The organism is Paenibacillus cookii (genome assembly GCF_018333375.1).
In the GTDB taxonomy this organism is placed as follows: domain Bacteria; phylum Bacillota; class Bacilli; order Paenibacillales; family Paenibacillaceae; genus Paenibacillus_AQ; species Paenibacillus_AQ cookii.
In genome coordinates this window covers 1-17,919 of record NZ_BORW01000032.1, presented here as the reverse complement: position 1 = coordinate 17,919, position 17,919 = coordinate 1, and the positions used below count along the sequence as shown (strand labels likewise).

The following is a 17,919-nucleotide window of genomic DNA, read 5'->3' as shown; positions in this document are numbered from 1 at the left end:
CTACAAATATTAAGGAGGTGCAACGAACGATGAAGTTACATGAACTTACTTCTGCTGCGGGTTCCCGTAAAGACCGCAAGCGCGTAGGTCGCGGTACAAGTAGCGGTACGGGCAAAACATCCGGTCGCGGTCACAAAGGTCAAAACGCTCGTTCCGGCGGCGGTGTACGTCCTGGATTCGAGGGTGGCCAAAACCCGCTGTATCGTCGTTTGCCAAAACGTGGTTTTGTAAATCCTACCCGGAAAGAGTATGCGATTGTTAACATCGAGGAACTGAACAGCTTTGCAGAGGGCACTGAAGTTACTCCTGAAATTTTGGTGGAGAGCGGCGTAGTGAAAAACACGAAAAGCGGCATCAAAATTCTTGGCAACGGTGAAGTAACCGTGAAGTTGACTGTAAAAGCAAACAAGTTCTCTCAATCTGCGGTAGAGAAGATCGAGGCTGCCGGCGGTAAAACCGAGGTGATCTAATGTTTAAGACCCTGAAGAATATATGGCGGGTTGAGGACCTACGAAAAAGAATTTTGTTTACCTTGTTTGTGCTGATCATTTACCGTATTGGTTCATTCGTTCCTGTTCCTGGCGTCAATAAGGCGGTCCTGGAACAGACGAATCAACAAGGTTCAGAATTGTTTGGTCTCTTAAACACGTTCTCAGGGGGAGCACTGCATCAGTTCTCTATCTTTGCCCTCGGGATCGTGCCGTATATTACCTCGTCCATTATCGTGCAATTGCTCTCGATGGACGTTATTCCGAAGCTGGCCGAGTGGGCAAAACAAGGCGAGCACGGGAAAAAGAAATCGGCTCAATTGACCCGATATGGTACGATCGTGTTGGGTCTCATCCAAGCATTTGCGATGTCCATCGGTTTTAACCGTTTGTACGGTACGCAGATGATTCCCAACGCCACTTTCGTGGACTACTTGCTGGTTGCGATCGTGTTGACCGCAGGTACCGCGTTCTTGATGTGGCTGGGTGAGCAAATTACGGAAAAGGGAATCGGCAACGGTATTTCCATCTTGATCTTCTCCGGGATTATCGCCAACATTCCGACATACATCCGTTCTACGGCTCAATCCAATTTCATTCAAGAAGGCCAGGCCTTTATGAATACGCTGAAAACGCTGATCGTCCTGATTGTCATCGTGGCGATTATCGTGGGTGTCATCTACATCCAGCAGGCGATTCGTAAAATTCCTGTACAATATGCCAAACGTGTAGTCGGCAACAAGATGTACGGTGGTCAGAATACGCATATCCCATTGAAAATCAATGCGGCCGGCGTTATTCCAGTCATCTTCGCCGTATCCTTGCTGCAGTTCCCTACCATCATTGCGAGCTTCTGGTCAACTCATGCTTGGGCGCAATGGATTCAAACCAACTTGAGATATGACTATCCTTTGGGTATGGTGCTGTACGTCCTGATGATTATCGGTTTCACGTTCTTCTACACCTTCGTGCAGATGAACCCGAACCAGATGGCAGACAACATGAAGAAAAACGGCGGCTATATCCCTGGCATTCGCCCTGGTAAAGCAACCGAGAAATATCTGACCCGCGTCATGTCCCGGTTAACGATGACCGGCGCCATCTTCCTGGCGGTTATTTCTCTCTTGCCGATTGCTTTCGGTACGCTGGCCGGCTTGCCTAGCTCGGTCAAAATCGGAGGCACTTCACTGCTGATCGTCATCGGGGTTGCGCTCGATACGATGAAGACCATCGAAAGTCAGTTGATCAAACGCCACTACAAAGGTTTCATCAATAAATAAGTAATAGGTTCCGGTGAAGTCGTTTTGGCGCTTCCCGGCAACTTATTGCCTTGTTTCTTGTAAGGAGCAAGTCGGAGGGAGAGAGAAACGTGAACATACTATTCATGGGCCCTCCTGGGGCAGGGAAAGGTACGCAGGCAGAAGTCATTGTCAATGAATTCGGCATTCCCCACATTTCCACCGGCGATGCGTTTCGTCTGGCGATTAAACAGGGAACACCCATTGGGGTTAAAGCCAAAGAATACATGGACCAAGGGCTTTTGGTACCGGATGATGTCACGATCGGCATCGTGGAGGAACGTCTGCAGCAGTCCGATTGCGAAAAAGGTTTTTTATTGGATGGTTTTCCAAGAACTCTTTCGCAAGCGGAAGCGCTGGATGATATCCTTGGCAGACTGAATACCAAGCTGGATCATGTCATCAATCTGAAAGTGGACCGCGACAAGCTGCTCGCCCGCTTAACGGGCCGGCGGATTTGCAAAAGCTGCGGCGCCACGTACCATGTGATCTTTAACCCTCCTAAACAGGAAGGTGTTTGTGATAAATGCGGAGGCGAGCTGTATCAGCGCTCGGATGACAACGAAGAGAGCGTCGGTACCCGTCTGGACGAATATATCAAAAAAACAGCACCACTCCTTGCATTTTATGAGAACAAAGGTCTTTTGCGTCAGATCGATGGTGATCAAGAAATCGATGCGGTATCGAAAGAAATCGTATCGGTGCTGCGAGGTTAGTCGTAATGATCATTTGTAAGTCCGAAACGGAACTCGGCTTTATGCGGGAAGCAGGGCGAATTGTGGCGGAAACGCACCGTCTTATGGCAAAGCACATTGAACCGGGCATCACGACCGGGGAACTGGACGCTATTGCTGACCACTACATTCGCAGTCAGAAAGCACTGCCGTCTTTTAAGGGCTACAATGGTTTTCCTGCCAGCATTTGCGCTTCAGTCAATGATCAGTTGGTGCACGGATTTCCCGGCAAACGCAAATTAAACGAAGGCGACATTGTTACGCTAGACATCGGTGCGCAGTACCGTGGTTACCATGGAGACTCCGCTTGGACCTATCCTGTAGGCAGGATTTCGGAGGAAGCCCAGCGTCTGCTGGACGTTACCGAACAATCTTTGTATGCAGGCTTGGAGCTTGTCAAACCAGATGTGCGCCTGTTCACGATCTCACATGCCATCCAACGCGTCATCGAAGACGCCGGCTTCTCGGTTGTTCGGGAGTATGTCGGACACGGAGTTGGGGCAGAACTGCATGAAGAACCGCAAATTCCGAACTTTGGCGTTCCGGACCGGGGCCCGAGGCTCAAAACCGGTATGGTGCTGGCGATTGAACCGATGGTCAATGCCGGATCCCGTTATGTCAAGACGCTTGAAGACAATTGGACGGTCGTTACGGTCGACGGTTCCTTGTGCGCCCATTTCGAGCATACGGTGGCCGTTACTGCCGATGGTCATGAAATTCTCACAAAACTCTGATATGTAGGTGATTGTTCTTGAGTCATCAAAGCACCCTGCAAATCGGCCAGATTGTGAAGATCCTGAAAGGCAAAGACGCCGGTCAGGTGGCCGTGGTCGTATCCATCGAAGACAGCAGGTTCGTGTATATTGCGGACGGGAACAAACGGAAGTTTGATCAGAGAAAGAAGAAAAACCTTCTTCATCTGGAGCCCCAGTCCTTCATTAGCAGCGAGGTCGCAAACAGTTTAAATGAAAGCGGTCGGGTCACAAACGGAAAACTGCGTTATGCAGTGATGAAGTTTATGAAGTCCACCGAAACCCATGCTGAAGAGAAAGGAGACTGACTGTGGCCAAAGAGGATGTTATTGAAGTGGAAGGCACGGTTATCGAGCCGCTGCCGAACGCAACGTTCAAAGTTGAGCTTGAGAACGGTCATCAAATTCTTGCCCATGTTTCCGGTAAGCTGCGGATGCACTTTATCCGTATTCTGACAGGCGACAAAGTGGTCGTACAGTTATCGCCTTATGATTTAACCAAAGGCCGTATAACGTACCGCAAGTAAATTTTACCGTTTCTTTCATTAGGTTGCCCTGGATGTTATGATCCTATAGGGCGCTTGAAAATGTTTGACCGCAGGTTTACACTTGTAAAGTCCGGTTGATCTAAATATGAATTTGCTTCCTTCACGATGGGGGTAAATTCTCTGAAGAAAGTTTTGCGTAAAGCAAAGCTTTAGTCAATCCTTACGAAGCGAGTTTTGCTTTTGGCAAAACTTGAGGGAGGTAATTAACATGAAGGTAAGACCTTCTGTAAAGCCTATTTGCGAAAAATGCAAAGTCATTCGCCGCAAAGGGACTGTAATGGTTATCTGTGAAAATCCGAAGCACAAACAAAAACAAGGTTAAGAGAAGGGGGTGTAGCGTAAAATGGCTCGTATAGCTGGTGTGGATTTGCCACGTGACAAACGCGTTGAGATCGCCTTGACTTATATTTTCGGAATCGGTAAAACGACTTCCCAGAAAATTCTGAGCACTACAGGCATCAATCCGGACACTCGTGTTCGTGATTTGACGGAAGATGAAGTCAGCAAACTGCGTGAAACGATCGACAAAACGGTTAAGGTTGAAGGTGACCTGCGTCGTGAAATTTCCTTGAATATTAAACGTCTCATTGAGATCGGCTGCTATCGTGGAGTGCGTCATCGCCGCGGTCTGCCGGTTCGTGGACAACGTACTAAAACGAATGCTCGTACACGGAAAGGCCCTCGTCGTACTGTAGCGAACAAGAAGAAATAAGAAGGGGGGATAAAAGACAATGGCTAAACCGAAAAAAGTCGTACGTACTAAACGTCGTGACCGCAAAAATATTGAATCCGGAGTGGCTCATATCCGTTCCACGTTCAATAACACTATCGTAACGATTACGGATCCTCATGGAAACGCGATTTCTTGGGCAAGCTCCGGCGGCCTTGGATTCAAAGGTTCCCGTAAGTCGACTCCGTTCGCAGCGCAAATGGCTGCCGAATCCGCGGCTAAAGCTGCGATGGAACATGGCATGAAGTCGGTAGAGGTTATGGTTAAAGGTCCAGGTGCAGGCCGTGAAGCAGCGATCCGCTCTTTGCAAGCTGCTGGTCTGGAAGTCAACCTGATCAAAGACGTAACTCCAGTTCCGCATAACGGTTGCCGCCCACCTAAGCGTCGTCGTGTCTAATTGAAGCAAACCTGTAAAATGTGGTATATTTCCGGCACAATCTGCTAATAATGGTTGTTTAGGCATACTACATGAGTACACAAGGGTAATGACAGTTTCAAATAGGAGCGACGCTTGAAGGAGGGGTACTTGCGTGATTGAAATCGAAAAGCCGAAAATTGAGACCGTAGACGTCAGTGAAGACGGTGCCTATGGCAAGTTTGTAGTAGAACCGCTTGAGCGCGGATATGGAACGACCCTGGGGAATTCCCTTCGCCGGATCCTGTTGTCCTCGCTGCCAGGCGCAGCCGTAACGTCCGTTCAAATCGATGGCGTACTGCACGAGTTCTCAACGGTTCCGGGTGTAATGGAAGACGTGACGGAAATTATTCTGAACCTGAAGGCTCTTTCCCTGAAAATTCATTCCGACGAGGAGAAAGTCCTTGAGATTGATGCTGAGGGCGAAGGAGTCGTGACGGCAGGAGATATCCGGGCGGACAGCGATGTTGAAATTCTCAACCCAGACCTGCATATTGCTACCATGGGACCAGGTTCGAGACTTCACATGCGTATTTTTGCTAACCGCGGTCGTGGCTATGTCCAAGCAGATAAGAATAAACGTGATGATCAACCGATTGGCGTCATCCCGGTCGATTCTATCTATACCCCGATTAGCCGCGTGAATTATGGCGTGGAGAATACGCGGGTTGGTCAAGTGACCAACTACGACAAATTGACGCTTGAGATCTGGACTGATGGAAGCATCCGTCCGGAAGAGGCCGTAAGCCTCGGCGCCAAAATTTTGACCGAGCATTTGATGCTGTTCGTCGGCTTGACCGATGAGGCGAAAGATGCGGAAATCATGGTCGAAAAAGAAGAAGACAAAAAAGAAAAAGTGCTTGAAATGACGATCGAAGAGCTGGATCTCTCTGTTCGTTCCTACAACTGCCTCAAGCGTGCCGGTATCAACACGGTACAAGAGCTGACCACGAAGACCGAAGAAGATATGATGAAAGTCCGCAACCTGGGCCGCAAGTCTTTGGAGGAAGTTCAAGAGAAGCTCGAAGAGCTCGGTTTGGGACTCCGTACAGAAGAATAGCATCTTAGGATTGTTAGCGAAGGAGGGGAAAACATGGCATACCAAAAGTTGGGCCGCGATTCCAGCGCACGTAAAGCTTTGTTCCGTGACCTGGTAACCGACCTGTTCTTATATGAGCGCATTCAAACAACGGAAGCGAAAGCGAAGGAAGTTCGTTCCATCGCTGAGAAGCTGATCACGAAAGCGAAGAAGGGTGACCTTCATGCTCGCCGCCAAGTGGCAGCATTCGTACGTCGTGAAACGGTTGACGGAGAGCAAGACGCGATCCAAAAACTGTTCAGCGAGTTGGCTACCCGTTACGCTGAGCGTCCAGGCGGATACACTCGTATCCTGAAGCTCGGACCTCGCCGCGGTGACTCCGCGCCTATGGTTTATCTGGAACTGGTTGACCGCGCGTAAACAGGTGAGGATGGGGAAAGGGGGGAAGGAATCGCATGATTCTGATCGAACCCTTTTTTTCACGTCCGGGGCCTGTATACGGAATAAGATTTTTCTTATCCGGATAAGAGGCCCCGTTTCGTGTTCCTTTTGAATTACCTTGGAACGGCTTCGCCGTGAATTACGGCGGAGCCGTTTTATGTTTGCGGCATGAAGCGCGTCATCGAAGCAGGAAGCAAGAGGTCAGGAGGATTTGGGGAATGCGCAACATTTGCATGAAAGTCAGTTATGACGGTACGAATTACAGCGGGTTTCAGACGCAGCCGGACGGAAACGCCATTCAGGATTATTTGGAGAAGGCCATTAAGCTGCTGACGGGCGAGCAGGTGAAAATCCATGCCTCGGGCCGGACGGACGCCGGCGTTCACGCGATCGGGCAGGTGTTTCATTTTCATACCGCCTCCCAAATTCCCGTGGAACGATGGTGCCTGGCGCTGAATTCGAGACTTCCCAAAGATATTTTGGTGACCGAAGCCCGGGAGGTTTCCCTGGATTTTCACTCCAGAAGAAACGCGAAGCGAAAAACGTACCGTTACACCATCAATGCCAATCAATATCCGGATCTGTTCCGCAGAAATACGGAGCTTCATCATCCCGGCAAGCTCGATGTAGAAGCGATGTCCGAAGGGTTGAAGCACTTGATCGGCACCCATGACTTTACTTCTTTTGCTTCCCGTCATTCCACCAAGCCTTCCCATGTTCGCACCGTATATGATGCCCATATCGAAAGGGATCAATCCATGTGCCGCCCGGGAACCCGGGATCAGGGCTTGATCCATGTCTATATCACCGGAAACGGCTTTTTGCAGCATATGGTCCGCATTATCGTGGGCACGCTGCTGGAAGTGGGCAAAGGCCGTAGACGTCCTGAGGACATTGCGTCGATCCTGAAGGCCAAAGACCGGATGAAAGCAGGTCCGACGGCCGAATCGAAGGGTCTCATGTTATGGAATGTGGAGTATGAGAATTTCGATTAAAAACATTGAAAATCGGCTTGCGATTTATCTGCCTATACTGTAAAATAAAAGTTGTGTTTTCTTATGGCTCTCCCACAGCCCCCAGTAAGAAAACGACAAACCTAACATTACAAATGACTTTCTTTTCATAACAAAGATGAACGAAGATAAATGATTTTCGGACGATTACAAGGAGGAACTATTCATGCGTACCACCTATATGGCGAAGCCAAATGAAGTTGAGCGCAATTGGCACATCATCGATGCCGAAGGCAAAACGCTTGGTCGTTTGGCGAGCGAAGCAGCTGCTTTGATCCGCGGCAAACACAAGCCACAATTTACACCTCATGTTGACGGCGGCGATTTCGTTGTCATCATCAACGCTGAGAAGATCCATCTGACAGGCAAAAAACTGCAAAACAAAAAATACTACCGTCACTCCCTGCATCCAGGCGGTCTGAAAGTGACCAACGCTCAAGACCTCTTGAACAGCAAACCTGAACGTGTATTGGAATCCGCTGTTCACGGCATGCTTCCTAAAACCCGCATGGGCGAAAAAATGAAGCTGAGACTGAAAGTATATGCAGGTTCCGATCATCCACATGCAGCACAAAAACCAGAAGTTTACGAACTTCGCGGATAATTAAAAGGAGGACAAGTTTCATGGCACAAGTACAATACTATGGGACAGGTCGTCGTAAACATTCGGTAGCACGTGTTCGCCTTGTACCGGGTGAAGGACGCATCGTCATCAATAAACGCGACATCAACGAATATTTCGGTTTGGAAACCCTCAAACTGATCGTGAAGCAACCGCTGGCTCTGACTGAAACGCTCGGACAATACGACGTACTCGTTATCGCTAACGGCGGCGGCATCTCCGGTCAAGCAGGCGCAATCCGTCACGGTATCTCCCGTGCGCTGCTGAAAGCTGACCCAGAATTCCGTCCGGCTTTGAAAAAAGCGGGCTTCCTGACTCGTGACCCACGCATGAAAGAACGTAAAAAATACGGTCTCAAAGCGGCTCGTCGCGCGCCACAATTCTCGAAACGTTAATATTTCCTGGATTTCAGGATACAAGCCTCTGGCCTTTACCGGTCAGGGGCTTTTTATTTTGCCCGTTCCAGAAAAAAACTGCCTTGCGGCAGTTGGATTAAACCCCAAAAAAGCGGAGTTATTCATTTTGCAAAATATGTAATGCATCATCGACAGAGCCGACTTCCCCGTACGCATGTTTTTTCATGAGCTGGGCATGGCAGGCCGGGCACTCGGCAAAAACCTCGCTGTAACCCAATCCGTCGTCATTCCGTCCGTCTTTCCACCATACGTTGATCTGTTCGTTTTCCTTGCCGCATTGGCTGCAATACAACGATTGGCCAAGCTGGTTGGAGGAAACAATCATGCTTTTTCACCTCATCGGAATTTTGAAAGGAAATAGACCGGACTGCTCGATCTATTTCCCGTTTGGATGATTATTGACGCTGAAAGCCTTGGTAGTTGGTGCCCATTCCGTATTGCTGTTGGCCAAAGCCGGTGTAGGAATGGCTGACGTTTTCCATTTGGTGAGCCATATTGGAAATTTGCTGCAGCTGTTGAATCGCGGTTTGGTGTCCTTGCAGCGCGTTTTGGATCACCTGGGCTGCATGGCGCTCACGCTGGGCGAGCTGCTCGAGCTGCATCGCGTTGCTTTCTTCTTGTCTCAACAGCTGTTGGTAAGCTTGCGAAGCCTGTTGGGTTTGCTGAATCAACTGCTGGACAAGCTGGGTAATTTGCTGCGTTTGGTTGAACTGGTTCAAAGGGAATGCCTCCTTCGGTAGTCTGGTATGTTTTGATCCCTTACGTATTGTTCCTTTGAAGGGCGGAATCTTATTCTTTTTTGGCAAGACAATGTGCCCATTGGGCGGATTCATCATATGCTGTAGCATAACTCGAACGGAGGGATTTGATTTTGCAACCTAACGCACAGCATAAACATTTGGCATGGCATGAAACGATGGAGCTGCATGAACTTACCGCTTCGCAGTCCAACACTTTGATGGGGCTTAAAATGCACGTCCATGACGTGGCGGATCCGAAGCTGCGGGGGCTATATGAGGAGACGATCCGCTCCACGGAGTCCAACCTGAAGGAGCTGCTGCAATTTTATCCGATGGCCCCCATGGAAGCGAGAAACAACAAAAGCAAGCCGCATCACGAAGACCTGACCGCCTTTTATGCCGGCCATCTGCTCGGGATAGCCAAAAACTGCGTCAAAAACTACGCGGCAGCCGTTACGGAGGCAGCTACTCCGCAGCTTAAAGATACATTCGTTAAACATCTGAACCATGCGATCAAGCTGCATACGAAGGTGTTTAATTTCATGCATGAACGCGGATTTTATCCGGCATACGATTTGCATCAGCTGCTCGAAAACGATAAGAAAACCGCCAAAAAAGCGCTGGAGATGTAAGGGCCCGGCCAAGAAAAAGATCTTTCGCAGCGAAAGGTCTTTTTCTTCTTCGCAGGTTTCAGGACCTTTTATAGGATTGACAACTAAAGATATTGCTTTATACTGGATTTAAATCATATTAAACCGCTTGGTATTCACTGATTATTATTGCAATGATTATGATACGAATTATTGGAAGGGGAGACATTCGCATGAATTTGCTTGAAAAAGAAAAGTGGATCGAGGTTCAAGCCGCCGAGCTGGAGCATGCTTCCGCCGAAGAGGTCATTCGGGTTGCCGTCGAGAAATTCCCGAATATTACGTTTGCGTGCAGTTTTGGGGCCGAGGACGTGGTTTTGGTTGATATTTTGCAAAAGGTGAGTCCGTCCACCGATATTTTTTATTTGGATACGGACTTCCACTTTAAGGAAACGTACGAAACGAGAGACCGGCTGGAATCCAAATACGGGATCCAGTTCGTGCGCGTGTCTCCCAAATTGACGCCGGAGGAGCAAGCGGCCAGCCATGGCGAGGAATTGTGGAAAATCGACCCGAACCAGTGCTGCAACATCCGCAAAGTCGAGCCGCTCACCCGGATTCTTTCCCAATACGACGCCTGGATCACGGGGATCCGCAGAGACCAGGCTCCGACCCGCGCCAATGCCAAGAAAGTGGAATATGATCATAAGTTCGGGCTGGTCAAATTCAACCCGATTGCCGATTGGACATCCGACGATGTCTGGACATATATTCGCGATAACCAAGTGCTGTACAATCCTCTCCATGACCGGAACTATCCGAGCATCGGTTGCGAACACTGCACCCGTCCGGTGCAGCCGGGCGAAGACCCAAGAGCCGGCCGCTGGTCCGGCAGCGAAAAAACGGAATGCGGACTGCATCAATAAATTTCGAAATAGGAGGAATGAACGGCATGACTGGAATACTCCCGCATGGCGGCAAGCTGGTTAACAGGTTCGCAGAAGGAAACGAACGCGATGAGCTTCTGAAGGCTTCGCCGTTTATGAAGCAGATCCGGGTGAACAATTGGACCATTTCCGATCTTGATTTAATCGGGAACGGAGCATTTTCTCCGCTTGAAGGATTTTTGAACGAAGAGGATTACCGTTCGGTGGTCAGCACGATGCGGCTTGCCGATGGAACGGTATGGAGCATACCGGTGACGTTATCCGTCGATGAAACGACGGCCCAAGGGCTTAACCTGGGGGATCAAGTGGCGTTGACCGGAGCCGAGGACGGCGTCGTGTATGCCGTTTTGACCGTGGAAAGCGTGTACGAAGCCGATCAGGAGGAAGAAGCGCTGAAGGTGTTCAAAACGAGCGATCTGGAGCATCCCGGCGTGAAAAAGTTGTTCGAGCGTTCCCCGATCTATGTCGGCGGAAGCGTCAAGGTCCTTAACCGCCCGCAGCCTGCAAGGTTCCGCGAATTTTATTTCGACCCGGCGCAAACCCGGGAGCTGTTCCGGGAAAAGGGCTGGAAAACGGTTGTCGGCTTCCAAACCCGCAATCCCGTGCACCGGGCCCACGAGTACATTCAGAAGACGGCGCTAGAGATCGTTGACGGCCTGTTCCTGAATCCGCTTGTCGGCGAGACGAAATCGGACGACGTTCCGGCGGACGTACGAATGAAGAGCTACCTGGTTCTTCTGGAAAACTATTATCCGCAGGACCGGACGTTTTTGGGCGTGTTTCCTGCCGCCATGCGTTATGCGGGTCCTAGAGAGGCTATTTTCCATGCGATGGTCCGCAAAAATTACGGCTGCACCCATTTCATCGTCGGACGCGACCATGCCGGGGTAGGCGACTATTACGGCACTTATGAAGCGCAGGAGATATTCTCGAACTTTACGCCTGAAGAGCTCGGCATTACGCCGCTGTTTTTCGAGCATAGCTTCTTCTGCAAAACATGCGGCAACATGGCGTCCAGCAAAACCTGCCCGCATCCGAAGGAAGATCACCTGACCCTGTCCGGCACCAAGGTACGCGGATTGCTCCGCGACGGGCAGTGTCCGCCGCCGGAATTCACCCGTCCGGAAGTCGCTGAAGTGCTGATCGCAGGCATGCGCGCGCAAGTAACGCCTTAAAGGTACTATTTGTCCACCTTCGCCCATATAGATGAGTAGAGTCGATATGGGAACGGAGGTGGATTTTTGATGTCCAAGCCTGGCAAGCAGGTGCTGTGGATCCGGCTGAGCTCCATCAAGAAGCTTTTCATCGGCATATGTCTGGCCATCGTGTTTGTCACCGTAGCCACGCTGAATATTCCTGCGGTTAAAACGACGGGGCAATGGGGCCTCCCGTTATCGGGAAAGGTCATCGTGCTCGATGCGGGCCACGGCGGCCCCGACGGCGGAGCCGTAAGCAAGCAGGGCCTGATCGAAAAGGATGTGAATCTGGCGATCGCCTTGTATTTGCGCGATTATTTGCAGCAGGCGGGGGCTGTCGTGTACATGACGCGGGAAGGCGACTACGATTTGGCAGGGAAGGATACGAAAGGATACTCCAAACGCAAAACGGAGGATTTGAAACAGCGCGCCAAGATGATCGAAAACTCCAACGCCGACCTGTTTCTGAGCATCCATTTGAACAGCTTCCCCGGCAGATGGAGCGGAGCCCAGACCTTTTATTATCCCAATCATCCCGACAATAAGACGCTGGCCGTATTCATCCAGGAGGAAATCAAGCGCAACCTGGAAAATACCGATCGCGTCGCCAAAACCGTAAACCACGTGTACCTTCTTAAAGCCGTGAAAATGCCCGCGGCATTGGTCGAAGTCGGTTTTTTGTCCCATCCGGAGGAGTCTCAGCTCTTAAGGGACGAAGGATACCAGCGGAAGGTCGCGGCTGCGGTGTATAAAGGGATGCTGCGGTATTTATCGGGGGAAAAGGCGAATTTGTCGCCAGAAATGTAAGCGTTGATGGTATAATGGCTTCTGGGGCGCATTCGCCTCGTGCGGATGCACAATATACAAAGCAGAGGTGCTGCCATCATGTTGTCACGTGAGCAAGTACAAGAGGTGCTACAGCCCGTAAGCGAGCCTGTTACCGGTAGAAGCCTTATGGAGCTGCAAATGATAAGAGATATCGTCGTGAAAGACGCCAGGGTGTCACTATCCGTGATTACGCTGGACGATTATGGACAAGCGCTGGAAAAAGAAATCCGCGAGCGTCTGCAAGCTGCCGGAGCGGGAGATGTGCACATCCGCATCCGTCCGGCCAACGAGCATGAGCGCGGCAAGATTTTGGGCGACCACGAACGAAAAACGGATAAAGACAAGCTGGTGAAGGGGCATGCGGCCGGCCTTGAAAGAAACGAGCTGCTGAACGATCCGGACGTCCATTTTATCGCGGTGGCGAGCGGTAAAGGGGGAGTCGGCAAATCCACGGTAACCGTCAACCTTGCTGCGGCGCTGGCCCGCCAAGGCAAGCGGGTCGGATTGATCGATGCCGATATTTACGGCTTCAGCGTTCCGGACATGATGGGAATCGAGGAAGGCCCCGTCGTCGAGAACGAATTGATCATTCCCGTCGAACGGTTTGGCGTCAAGGTGATGTCGATGGGCTTTTTCATCCGCGAAAACAGCCCGGTCGTATGGCGCGGCCCGATGCTCGGCAAAATGCTCCATCAATTTTTCGGCGACGTCAACTGGGGCAAGCTGGATTACCTGCTGCTCGATTTGCCGCCGGGAACCGGGGACATTGCGCTGGATGTTCACCAAATGCTTCCGCAAAGCAAGGAAATCATCGTGACGACCCCGCATGCCACGGCCGCTTTTGTGGCAGCCCGGGCAGGGGCCATGGCCATTCAGACGAATCATGAAATACTGGGCGTCGTGGAAAACATGGCATACTACGAATGCTCCCATTGCGGAGAAAAGGATTTCGTGTTCGGCCGGGGCGGCGGCGGACAGCTGGCGGAAACGCTTCACACCGAACTTTTGGCCCAGCTTCCGCTCGGAGCGCCGGACAACCATATTTCAGAGCCGGATTTTTCGCCATCGGTATATAAATCCGAATCCGCGAGCGGACGAATTTACAATGAGCTGGCGGCGAGCATTATCGCCAAATGCGAAAAATAGACCGTTTGGTTCAAAGAAAAAAAGCCCCGTCGCGAGGGCTTTTTTTCTTGTGCCATTCGATTTTAGGAAGCGTTGCCGCCACCGCCTTCTTCGCCTTCTCCGCCGCCACCGCCTTCTTTTTCTTTATCGCCTTTTTCCCCGCCTTCCTTCTGTTTGCCGCCTTCTTCGCCTTGGCCGCCTTCTTTTTCGACCTTCGGCTGAAGTTCCTGGGTCACCACGTTTCGCAGGAGCGACATCACTTCCATTTTGAACATCGGATTTTGCATCGCTTCCTGCATGACCGTCATCGATTGCTTGCGGTATTCCGGCGTTTTGGTCAAATCGAGGAACATCTTCATGACCTCGGGCGACTTCATGATATCGGAAATCGCCTTTTGATACGTCGGATCCTTGATCAGCTGCATGTGCAGCTGCTTGTTTTGGGTGCTGATCGCCTTGGCAAAGTCGCCGGCGAACTGCGGATCGGTCATGATTTTTTCGAATTCCTTTTTATATTCCGGCGAGGTGATGGTATCCTTGACCGCCGTTCGGATCTGATCGGTAGCCTGCATCGTCATCATTTGCATGCCGGGACCGCCGCTGCCGCCCGAAGAGCCTCCGCCGCCCTGTTTCAGCGCATCTTCGACGGCTTTTTTGCCTTCGTCGCTTTTCAGGATGTCGACCACCATCGTCTTCATTTCTTTATAATCGCCTTGAGGCGGTGCATAGCTCGGTTCGGATCCGCAGCCTGAGAGTACGGTGGTAAGTCCGAATATGATTCCCCAAATGCCTAAAACAGGCCACTTCATGAGCGTCACTCCTTTTGCTTATCATCCTGCATGTAGTATGCCGAAGTGGATTTCGAAATATGTCGTTTCCGGGCATGGTTTTTTAATGTGAACGTTGGTAAAATAAAGTCTTGGGGGTGCAGGCGATTTGAACTTGAAAAATTGGTCCAAGTTATTTTTGAAAACACTGCTTGTGGGAGCCGTAGTCTCCATCATCACCGGTTTTCTGCTGCCGTTCAGCAGGGAATCCATTTCCTTCAAGGATGTAAGCGATGTATTGTTTTACGTGCTTATTCTTTTCGGTTTTGGAGCACTGACGAGCGTTTACTCGCAGCTTGGTTTTTTTGCTTATATGATCCTGAATTATACGGCTATCGGTGTATTCCCAAAAAAGGCTTGGCAATACATACAGCTTGTTTTAGCAATATTGGCGCTGCTGGAAGTGATGTTCTTCCGTTCCTTCGTCGGCAAGGAAAACAGCCAAATGGCGGATTTGCTCCTGGGATTGGCGATTTTGGTCGTGGCTGTTGCCGTTGCCTACTTTAAAGCGAAAGCCACCAACGTTACCGCATGGGTGCCGACCCTCTTTTTCATGATCGCGGTGACCATCGTCGAAATGGTGGGCGGTCTGAAAATCAATGAGAACAATGCCACGATCTTTATTGTGGTTCCGCTCCTCGCATGCAATGCATACCAGATTTTAATACTGCATAAAGTGCTGAAACCAAAAAAGAGCTAAGAAACTTAGCTCTTTTTTCTTTAAATTTACGTATGCTACATGCCTGCCGCATCTTCAAGGGCTTGCTGCAGCGTCGCCTGATCCTGCACTTCTTTTCCTTTGGTATCGGCTTGCGACAATAAATCGGAGACCGTGACGAATTCATAACCTTGTTTCCGCAGTTCGTCGATAATGATCGGGAGCGCCTGGTGGGTTTGTTTGACCGAATCGCTTGCATGGAGGAGAACGATATCGCCCGGATGGGCGCTGCTTACGACGCGGTTCACGATATTGTCGACCCCGATGTTTTTCCAATCCTGCGAGTCGGTATCCCATTGGATGACCTTGTAATTCATGCTGTCGGCGATTTTAAGCACGCGTTTATCGAAGTCGCCGTTCGGCAGGCGGAGCAGGGTAGGTTCCTTACCCGTCAGATCGGTTAATATAGAGTTAGCCGTCATGAGCTGGGTTTTGATCTCCTCGTCGCTTAAGCTGCTGTAGTTGACGTGCTTATGGCCATGGCTTCCGATCTCGAAGCCCGCGGTTTTGATTTTATTGACGATATCCGGATGGCTTTTGCTCCAAGGGGTAGAGAGGAAGAAGGTGGCTTTGGTTACGCCTTTGTCTTTCAGAACGTTCAGGATAGGCTCGGTGCGCTTTTCTCCCCAGCTGATATCAAAGGTCAGGGCGATCACTTTCTTTTCGGTAGGAACGCTGTAAATGGCGGCTGGAGCCCCTTCGGAGAATACCGTGACATTGTCTGACTCTACATAAATGATGCCGATCGCAAACAGTGCCGCGGCGAGCACGAAGAAGGTGCGTTTGATTTTGCGGCCGTTCAGCACATAAAAAAATGAATTCATTTGCGTTTGTCGCTCCTTTCCCACAATGGAAATGCTTGTTTACTTTACATAGTATGCTCGTACCAGCGAGTTATACCAGGAGGAGGTTAACTATGCTTCGCCCTTCGGTTTTTCTGAAAGATTTGGGTTCGATCCGCAAAACCCTGCTGTTCGTTACGGTCCTGTTCGTTTTGGGCATCGTCGCAGGATGGTACAGCACCGGCGTATTGGCGCAGTTCATCGATCAGCAGATGGGAGGAATCCGCGACATCGGGGAAAGCCTGAGCAGGTCGTCCAACCCGAAGTGGAATTTTTTCGTGTTCATCTTTTTCAATAACAGCATCAAGGCCGTATTGATGATTTTTCTGGGGTTGTTTTTGGGCATCCTTCCGATTTTGTTTTTGCTTGTGAACGGCATGGTTGTCGGGTTCCTGGTTCATACCTCTATGGAGCAGGGAAACAGCTTGTTCGATCTGGTCGTGAAAGGTCTGCTGCCTCATGGGATCATCGAAATTCCCGCGATTATCATCGCTTGCGCTTTTGGGGTTCGGATGGGGATGCTTGTCATCGCGAGCCTTGGCGGGAACGGGAAGGAAGGATTAAAGGGGAAATGGAAAGAGGGTTTCCGGAAGGCATGGACGGCATCGGTATGGATCGTCATTTTATTGTTTGTGGCCGCCATTATCGAAAGCACGATTACTTACACGCTGATGAAGGGGTAAATAGGCATAGCGCCTATTTGCCTTTTTTCGGCATACCGCATTCATAAATTTCCCAAAAACTGTGCATAACATTAAGGCGGCATATCGAGCCACATTTTAGAATGTTGCAAATTCCGATAATTTCAGAAAATATGCTCTAGTCGACAAGGAGGCCAAGCAACCATGCTGGGTATGCTTTTTAACGATAAGGAATGCAAGGAACTGGATTATGTACTGCGTAAAGAGCTGGATGAAATGCTGTTTGACTTAAGCGACCATAGATTGGACCTGGAAGTGAGAAACGCGATCGCGAGCCGATATCGCACGGTGTTCCGCATGTATGCCAGATTCGCGCCCCCGAAGGAGCTCTCCAAATATGCGCGTAACAGCAAGCTGTCTCAATTCAAACAATAGATGCGAAAAAAGTGCTTGACGGTCAGCGGGGATCTATGATAAATTTATTTTCGCTTCGGTTTTAGTCAAATAAAACGGAAAGCTGCGAGATGTTGACGAATTTAAAACTTCGAAAAAAAGTTTTAAAAAAAGTCTTGCAAAACATCGAGCATGTATGATATATTATAAAAGTCGCCGCTGAGATGCGGTGATGAACGAAAACGAAAGAATTTGATCTTTGAAAACTGAACAACGAGTGAGATATGAGGTTTCGGCAACGAAACCGAAACGCGAAGCAAATCGGTCCAAGCCTATGGCTGGGTGTTTTTGTGGAGCAAACAATGAGAATTAAATTCTCGTCAGATTCAAAATGAGTCACAAACTTTTTGTTGGAACGCTACTCTCCTTCGGGTGAGCAGATTCTTCCAACTTTCTTGGAGAGTTTGATCCTGGCTCAGGACGAACGCTGGCGGCGTGCCTAATACATGCAAGTCGAGCGGAGTTGATGGAGAGCTTGCTCTCCTGAGACTTAGCGGCGGACGGGTGAGTAACACGT

General features: G+C 50.0%; 26 protein-coding genes and 1 rRNA gene. 23 read left to right on the top strand and 4 right to left on the bottom strand.

All coding sequences use genetic code 11. From position 1 onward, the window contains the following. The first annotated feature begins 29 nt into the window (after positions 1-29). The 14 genes from rplO to rpsI all read left to right on the top strand — a co-directional run bounded on the left by rplO (position 30) and on the right by rpsI (position 8,474). Positions 30-470, top strand: coding sequence for a 50S ribosomal protein L15 (gene rplO / locus KI367_RS21415; RefSeq protein WP_036712615.1), 441 nt, complete (start codon positions 30-32; stop codon positions 468-470). After that, a complete protein-coding gene (gene secY, locus KI367_RS21410) occupies positions 470-1,768 on the top strand; it encodes a preprotein translocase subunit SecY (protein WP_212952122.1) in 1,299 nt (432 codons plus the stop codon). The genes rplO and secY overlap by 1 nt, the downstream gene beginning before the upstream one ends. Before the next feature lie 89 nt (positions 1,769-1,857). Further along, positions 1,858-2,502, top strand: coding sequence for an adenylate kinase (locus KI367_RS21405; RefSeq protein ID WP_036712617.1), 645 nt, complete (start codon positions 1,858-1,860; stop codon positions 2,500-2,502). A 5-nt stretch (positions 2,503-2,507) separates the two neighbouring features. After that, positions 2,508-3,254: a type I methionyl aminopeptidase gene (map, locus tag KI367_RS21400; RefSeq protein ID WP_036712620.1), complete on the top strand. Its 747-nt coding sequence runs from the start codon at positions 2,508-2,510 to the stop codon at positions 3,252-3,254. Between the two features lie 11 nt (positions 3,255-3,265). Continuing rightward, the gene (locus KI367_RS21395) at positions 3,266-3,580 is read left to right on the top strand and encodes a KOW motif-containing protein (RefSeq protein WP_373309307.1); all 315 of its coding nucleotides are present in this window, start codon (positions 3,266-3,268) and stop codon (positions 3,578-3,580) included. Positions 3,581-3,582: 2 nt separating this feature from the next. Beyond that, positions 3,583-3,798, top strand: a complete 216-nt coding sequence (gene infA, locus KI367_RS21390; protein ID WP_006212898.1) for a translation initiation factor IF-1 — start codon at positions 3,583-3,585, stop codon at positions 3,796-3,798. Positions 3,799-4,027: 229 nt separating this feature from the next. Continuing rightward, positions 4,028-4,141 carry a 50S ribosomal protein L36 gene (rpmJ, locus tag KI367_RS21385; protein WP_003322638.1) on the top strand — a complete coding sequence of 38 codons (114 nt, stop codon included), beginning with the start codon at positions 4,028-4,030 and terminating at the stop codon, positions 4,139-4,141. A gap of 21 nt (positions 4,142-4,162) precedes the next feature. Next, the gene (rpsM, locus tag KI367_RS21380; protein ID WP_036712625.1) at positions 4,163-4,531 is read left to right on the top strand and encodes a 30S ribosomal protein S13; all 369 of its coding nucleotides are present in this window, start codon (positions 4,163-4,165) and stop codon (positions 4,529-4,531) included. A 19-nt stretch (positions 4,532-4,550) separates the two neighbouring features. Next, complete coding sequence (gene rpsK, locus KI367_RS21375) at positions 4,551-4,946, top strand: 30S ribosomal protein S11 (RefSeq protein WP_127606489.1); 396 nt, start codon at positions 4,551-4,553, stop codon at positions 4,944-4,946. Between the two features lie 133 nt (positions 4,947-5,079). Next, a complete protein-coding gene (locus KI367_RS21370; protein ID WP_127606487.1) occupies positions 5,080-6,024 on the top strand; it encodes a DNA-directed RNA polymerase subunit alpha in 945 nt (314 codons plus the stop codon). A gap of 33 nt (positions 6,025-6,057) precedes the next feature. After that, positions 6,058-6,423, top strand: coding sequence for a 50S ribosomal protein L17 (gene rplQ / locus KI367_RS21365; protein ID WP_036712632.1), 366 nt, complete (start codon positions 6,058-6,060; stop codon positions 6,421-6,423). A 239-nt stretch (positions 6,424-6,662) separates the two neighbouring features. Further along, positions 6,663-7,439 carry a tRNA pseudouridine(38-40) synthase TruA gene (gene truA, locus KI367_RS21360; protein WP_212952121.1) on the top strand — a complete coding sequence of 259 codons (777 nt, stop codon included), beginning with the start codon at positions 6,663-6,665 and terminating at the stop codon, positions 7,437-7,439. Positions 7,440-7,623: 184 nt separating this feature from the next. Continuing rightward, positions 7,624-8,061 carry a 50S ribosomal protein L13 gene (rplM, locus tag KI367_RS21355; protein WP_212952120.1) on the top strand — a complete coding sequence of 146 codons (438 nt, stop codon included), beginning with the start codon at positions 7,624-7,626 and terminating at the stop codon, positions 8,059-8,061. A gap of 20 nt (positions 8,062-8,081) precedes the next feature. Continuing rightward, entirely contained in the window at positions 8,082-8,474 is a 393-nt protein-coding gene (gene rpsI, locus KI367_RS21350; RefSeq protein ID WP_036712641.1) for a 30S ribosomal protein S9, read from the top strand. A 118-nt stretch (positions 8,475-8,592) separates the two neighbouring features. Here rpsI and KI367_RS21345 read toward each other — a convergent pair whose 3' ends face one another. Both KI367_RS21345 and KI367_RS21340 read right to left on the bottom strand, forming a co-directional pair. After that, positions 8,593-8,820 carry a hypothetical protein gene (locus KI367_RS21345; RefSeq protein WP_036712642.1) on the bottom strand — a complete coding sequence of 76 codons (228 nt, stop codon included), beginning with the start codon at positions 8,818-8,820 and terminating at the stop codon, positions 8,593-8,595. 70 nt (positions 8,821-8,890) lie between these two features. Then, positions 8,891-9,214, bottom strand: a complete 324-nt coding sequence (locus tag KI367_RS21340; RefSeq protein WP_036712643.1) for a hypothetical protein — start codon at positions 9,212-9,214, stop codon at positions 8,891-8,893. 197 nt (positions 9,215-9,411) lie between these two features. Here KI367_RS21340 and KI367_RS21335 point away from each other — a divergent pair, with 197 nt between their 5' ends. From KI367_RS21335 to salA, 5 genes are all read left to right on the top strand, one after another. Continuing rightward, a complete protein-coding gene (locus tag KI367_RS21335; protein WP_052147141.1) occupies positions 9,412-9,867 on the top strand; it encodes a spore coat protein in 456 nt (151 codons plus the stop codon). Between the two features lie 191 nt (positions 9,868-10,058). Beyond that, positions 10,059-10,751 (top strand): phosphoadenylyl-sulfate reductase, encoded by a 693-nt coding sequence (locus KI367_RS21330; RefSeq protein ID WP_036712645.1) that lies wholly within the window; start codon positions 10,059-10,061, stop codon positions 10,749-10,751. 26 nt (positions 10,752-10,777) lie between these two features. Beyond that, a complete protein-coding gene (gene sat, locus KI367_RS21325) occupies positions 10,778-11,947 on the top strand; it encodes a sulfate adenylyltransferase (protein WP_212952119.1) in 1,170 nt (389 codons plus the stop codon). A gap of 69 nt (positions 11,948-12,016) precedes the next feature. Further along, positions 12,017-12,775: an N-acetylmuramoyl-L-alanine amidase CwlD gene (gene cwlD, locus KI367_RS21320; RefSeq protein WP_212952118.1), complete on the top strand. Its 759-nt coding sequence runs from the start codon at positions 12,017-12,019 to the stop codon at positions 12,773-12,775. 78 nt (positions 12,776-12,853) lie between these two features. Then, positions 12,854-13,942: an iron-sulfur carrier protein/transcriptional regulator SalA gene (salA, locus tag KI367_RS21315; protein ID WP_036712655.1), complete on the top strand. Its 1,089-nt coding sequence runs from the start codon at positions 12,854-12,856 to the stop codon at positions 13,940-13,942. A gap of 62 nt (positions 13,943-14,004) precedes the next feature. Here salA and gerD read toward each other — a convergent pair whose 3' ends face one another. Then, entirely contained in the window at positions 14,005-14,730 is a 726-nt protein-coding gene (gene gerD, locus KI367_RS21310; protein WP_212952117.1) for a spore germination lipoprotein GerD, read from the bottom strand. Between the two features lie 127 nt (positions 14,731-14,857). Here gerD and KI367_RS21305 point away from each other — a divergent pair, with 127 nt between their 5' ends. Next, a complete protein-coding gene (locus KI367_RS21305; RefSeq protein ID WP_212952116.1) occupies positions 14,858-15,448 on the top strand; it encodes a KinB-signaling pathway activation protein in 591 nt (196 codons plus the stop codon). A 35-nt stretch (positions 15,449-15,483) separates the two neighbouring features. Here KI367_RS21305 and pdaB read toward each other — a convergent pair whose 3' ends face one another. After that, positions 15,484-16,290 (bottom strand): polysaccharide deacetylase family sporulation protein PdaB, encoded by an 807-nt coding sequence (gene pdaB / locus KI367_RS21300; RefSeq protein ID WP_036712661.1) that lies wholly within the window; start codon positions 16,288-16,290, stop codon positions 15,484-15,486. 92 nt (positions 16,291-16,382) lie between these two features. On the opposite strand from pdaB, the gene KI367_RS21295 reads away from it, so the two are divergent. From KI367_RS21295 to KI367_RS21285, 3 genes are all read left to right on the top strand, one after another. Then, complete coding sequence (locus KI367_RS21295; RefSeq protein ID WP_212952115.1) at positions 16,383-16,991, top strand: stage II sporulation protein M; 609 nt, start codon at positions 16,383-16,385, stop codon at positions 16,989-16,991. Positions 16,992-17,153: 162 nt separating this feature from the next. Beyond that, on the top strand, positions 17,154-17,384 hold the full coding sequence (locus KI367_RS21290) for a hypothetical protein (protein ID WP_036712662.1): 231 nt from the start codon (positions 17,154-17,156) through the stop codon (positions 17,382-17,384). A gap of 410 nt (positions 17,385-17,794) precedes the next feature. Further along, a 16S ribosomal RNA gene (locus KI367_RS21285) occupies positions 17,795-17,919 on the top strand; the annotation flags it as partial.

Excerpts from the sequence above, each read along its gene's own strand:
- pdaB (WP_036712661.1), bottom strand. The coding sequence starts at position 16,290 with ATGAATTCATTTTTTTATGTGCTGAACGGCCGCAAAATCAAACGCACC.
- gerD (WP_212952117.1), bottom strand. The coding sequence starts at position 14,730 with ATGAAGTGGCCTGTTTTAGGCATTTGGGGAATCATATTCGGACTTACC.
- salA (WP_036712655.1), top strand. The coding sequence starts at position 12,854 with ATGTTGTCACGTGAGCAAGTACAAGAGGTGCTACAGCCCGTAAGCGAG.
- KI367_RS21290 (WP_036712662.1), top strand. The coding sequence starts at position 17,154 with ATGCTGGGTATGCTTTTTAACGATAAGGAATGCAAGGAACTGGATTAT.
- sat (WP_212952119.1), top strand. The coding sequence starts at position 10,778 with ATGACTGGAATACTCCCGCATGGCGGCAAGCTGGTTAACAGGTTCGCA.
- KI367_RS21295 (WP_212952115.1), top strand. The coding sequence starts at position 16,383 with ATGCTTCGCCCTTCGGTTTTTCTGAAAGATTTGGGTTCGATCCGCAAA.
- rpsK (WP_127606489.1), top strand. The coding sequence starts at position 4,551 with ATGGCTAAACCGAAAAAAGTCGTACGTACTAAACGTCGTGACCGCAAA.
- map (WP_036712620.1), top strand. The coding sequence starts at position 2,508 with ATGATCATTTGTAAGTCCGAAACGGAACTCGGCTTTATGCGGGAAGCA.
- KI367_RS21345 (WP_036712642.1), bottom strand. The coding sequence starts at position 8,820 with ATGATTGTTTCCTCCAACCAGCTTGGCCAATCGTTGTATTGCAGCCAA.
- rplM (WP_212952120.1), top strand. The coding sequence starts at position 7,624 with ATGCGTACCACCTATATGGCGAAGCCAAATGAAGTTGAGCGCAATTGG.
- rpmJ (WP_003322638.1), top strand. The coding sequence starts at position 4,028 with ATGAAGGTAAGACCTTCTGTAAAGCCTATTTGCGAAAAATGCAAAGTC.
- cwlD (WP_212952118.1), top strand. The coding sequence starts at position 12,017 with ATGTCCAAGCCTGGCAAGCAGGTGCTGTGGATCCGGCTGAGCTCCATC.
- rplQ (WP_036712632.1), top strand. The coding sequence starts at position 6,058 with ATGGCATACCAAAAGTTGGGCCGCGATTCCAGCGCACGTAAAGCTTTG.
- truA (WP_212952121.1), top strand. The coding sequence starts at position 6,663 with ATGCGCAACATTTGCATGAAAGTCAGTTATGACGGTACGAATTACAGC.
- rpsM (WP_036712625.1), top strand. The coding sequence starts at position 4,163 with ATGGCTCGTATAGCTGGTGTGGATTTGCCACGTGACAAACGCGTTGAG.
- KI367_RS21330 (WP_036712645.1), top strand. The coding sequence starts at position 10,059 with ATGAATTTGCTTGAAAAAGAAAAGTGGATCGAGGTTCAAGCCGCCGAG.
- secY (WP_212952122.1), top strand. The coding sequence starts at position 470 with ATGTTTAAGACCCTGAAGAATATATGGCGGGTTGAGGACCTACGAAAA.
- rplO (WP_036712615.1), top strand. The coding sequence starts at position 30 with ATGAAGTTACATGAACTTACTTCTGCTGCGGGTTCCCGTAAAGACCGC.
- KI367_RS21335 (WP_052147141.1), top strand. The coding sequence starts at position 9,412 with ATGGAGCTGCATGAACTTACCGCTTCGCAGTCCAACACTTTGATGGGG.
- rpsI (WP_036712641.1), top strand. The coding sequence starts at position 8,082 with ATGGCACAAGTACAATACTATGGGACAGGTCGTCGTAAACATTCGGTA.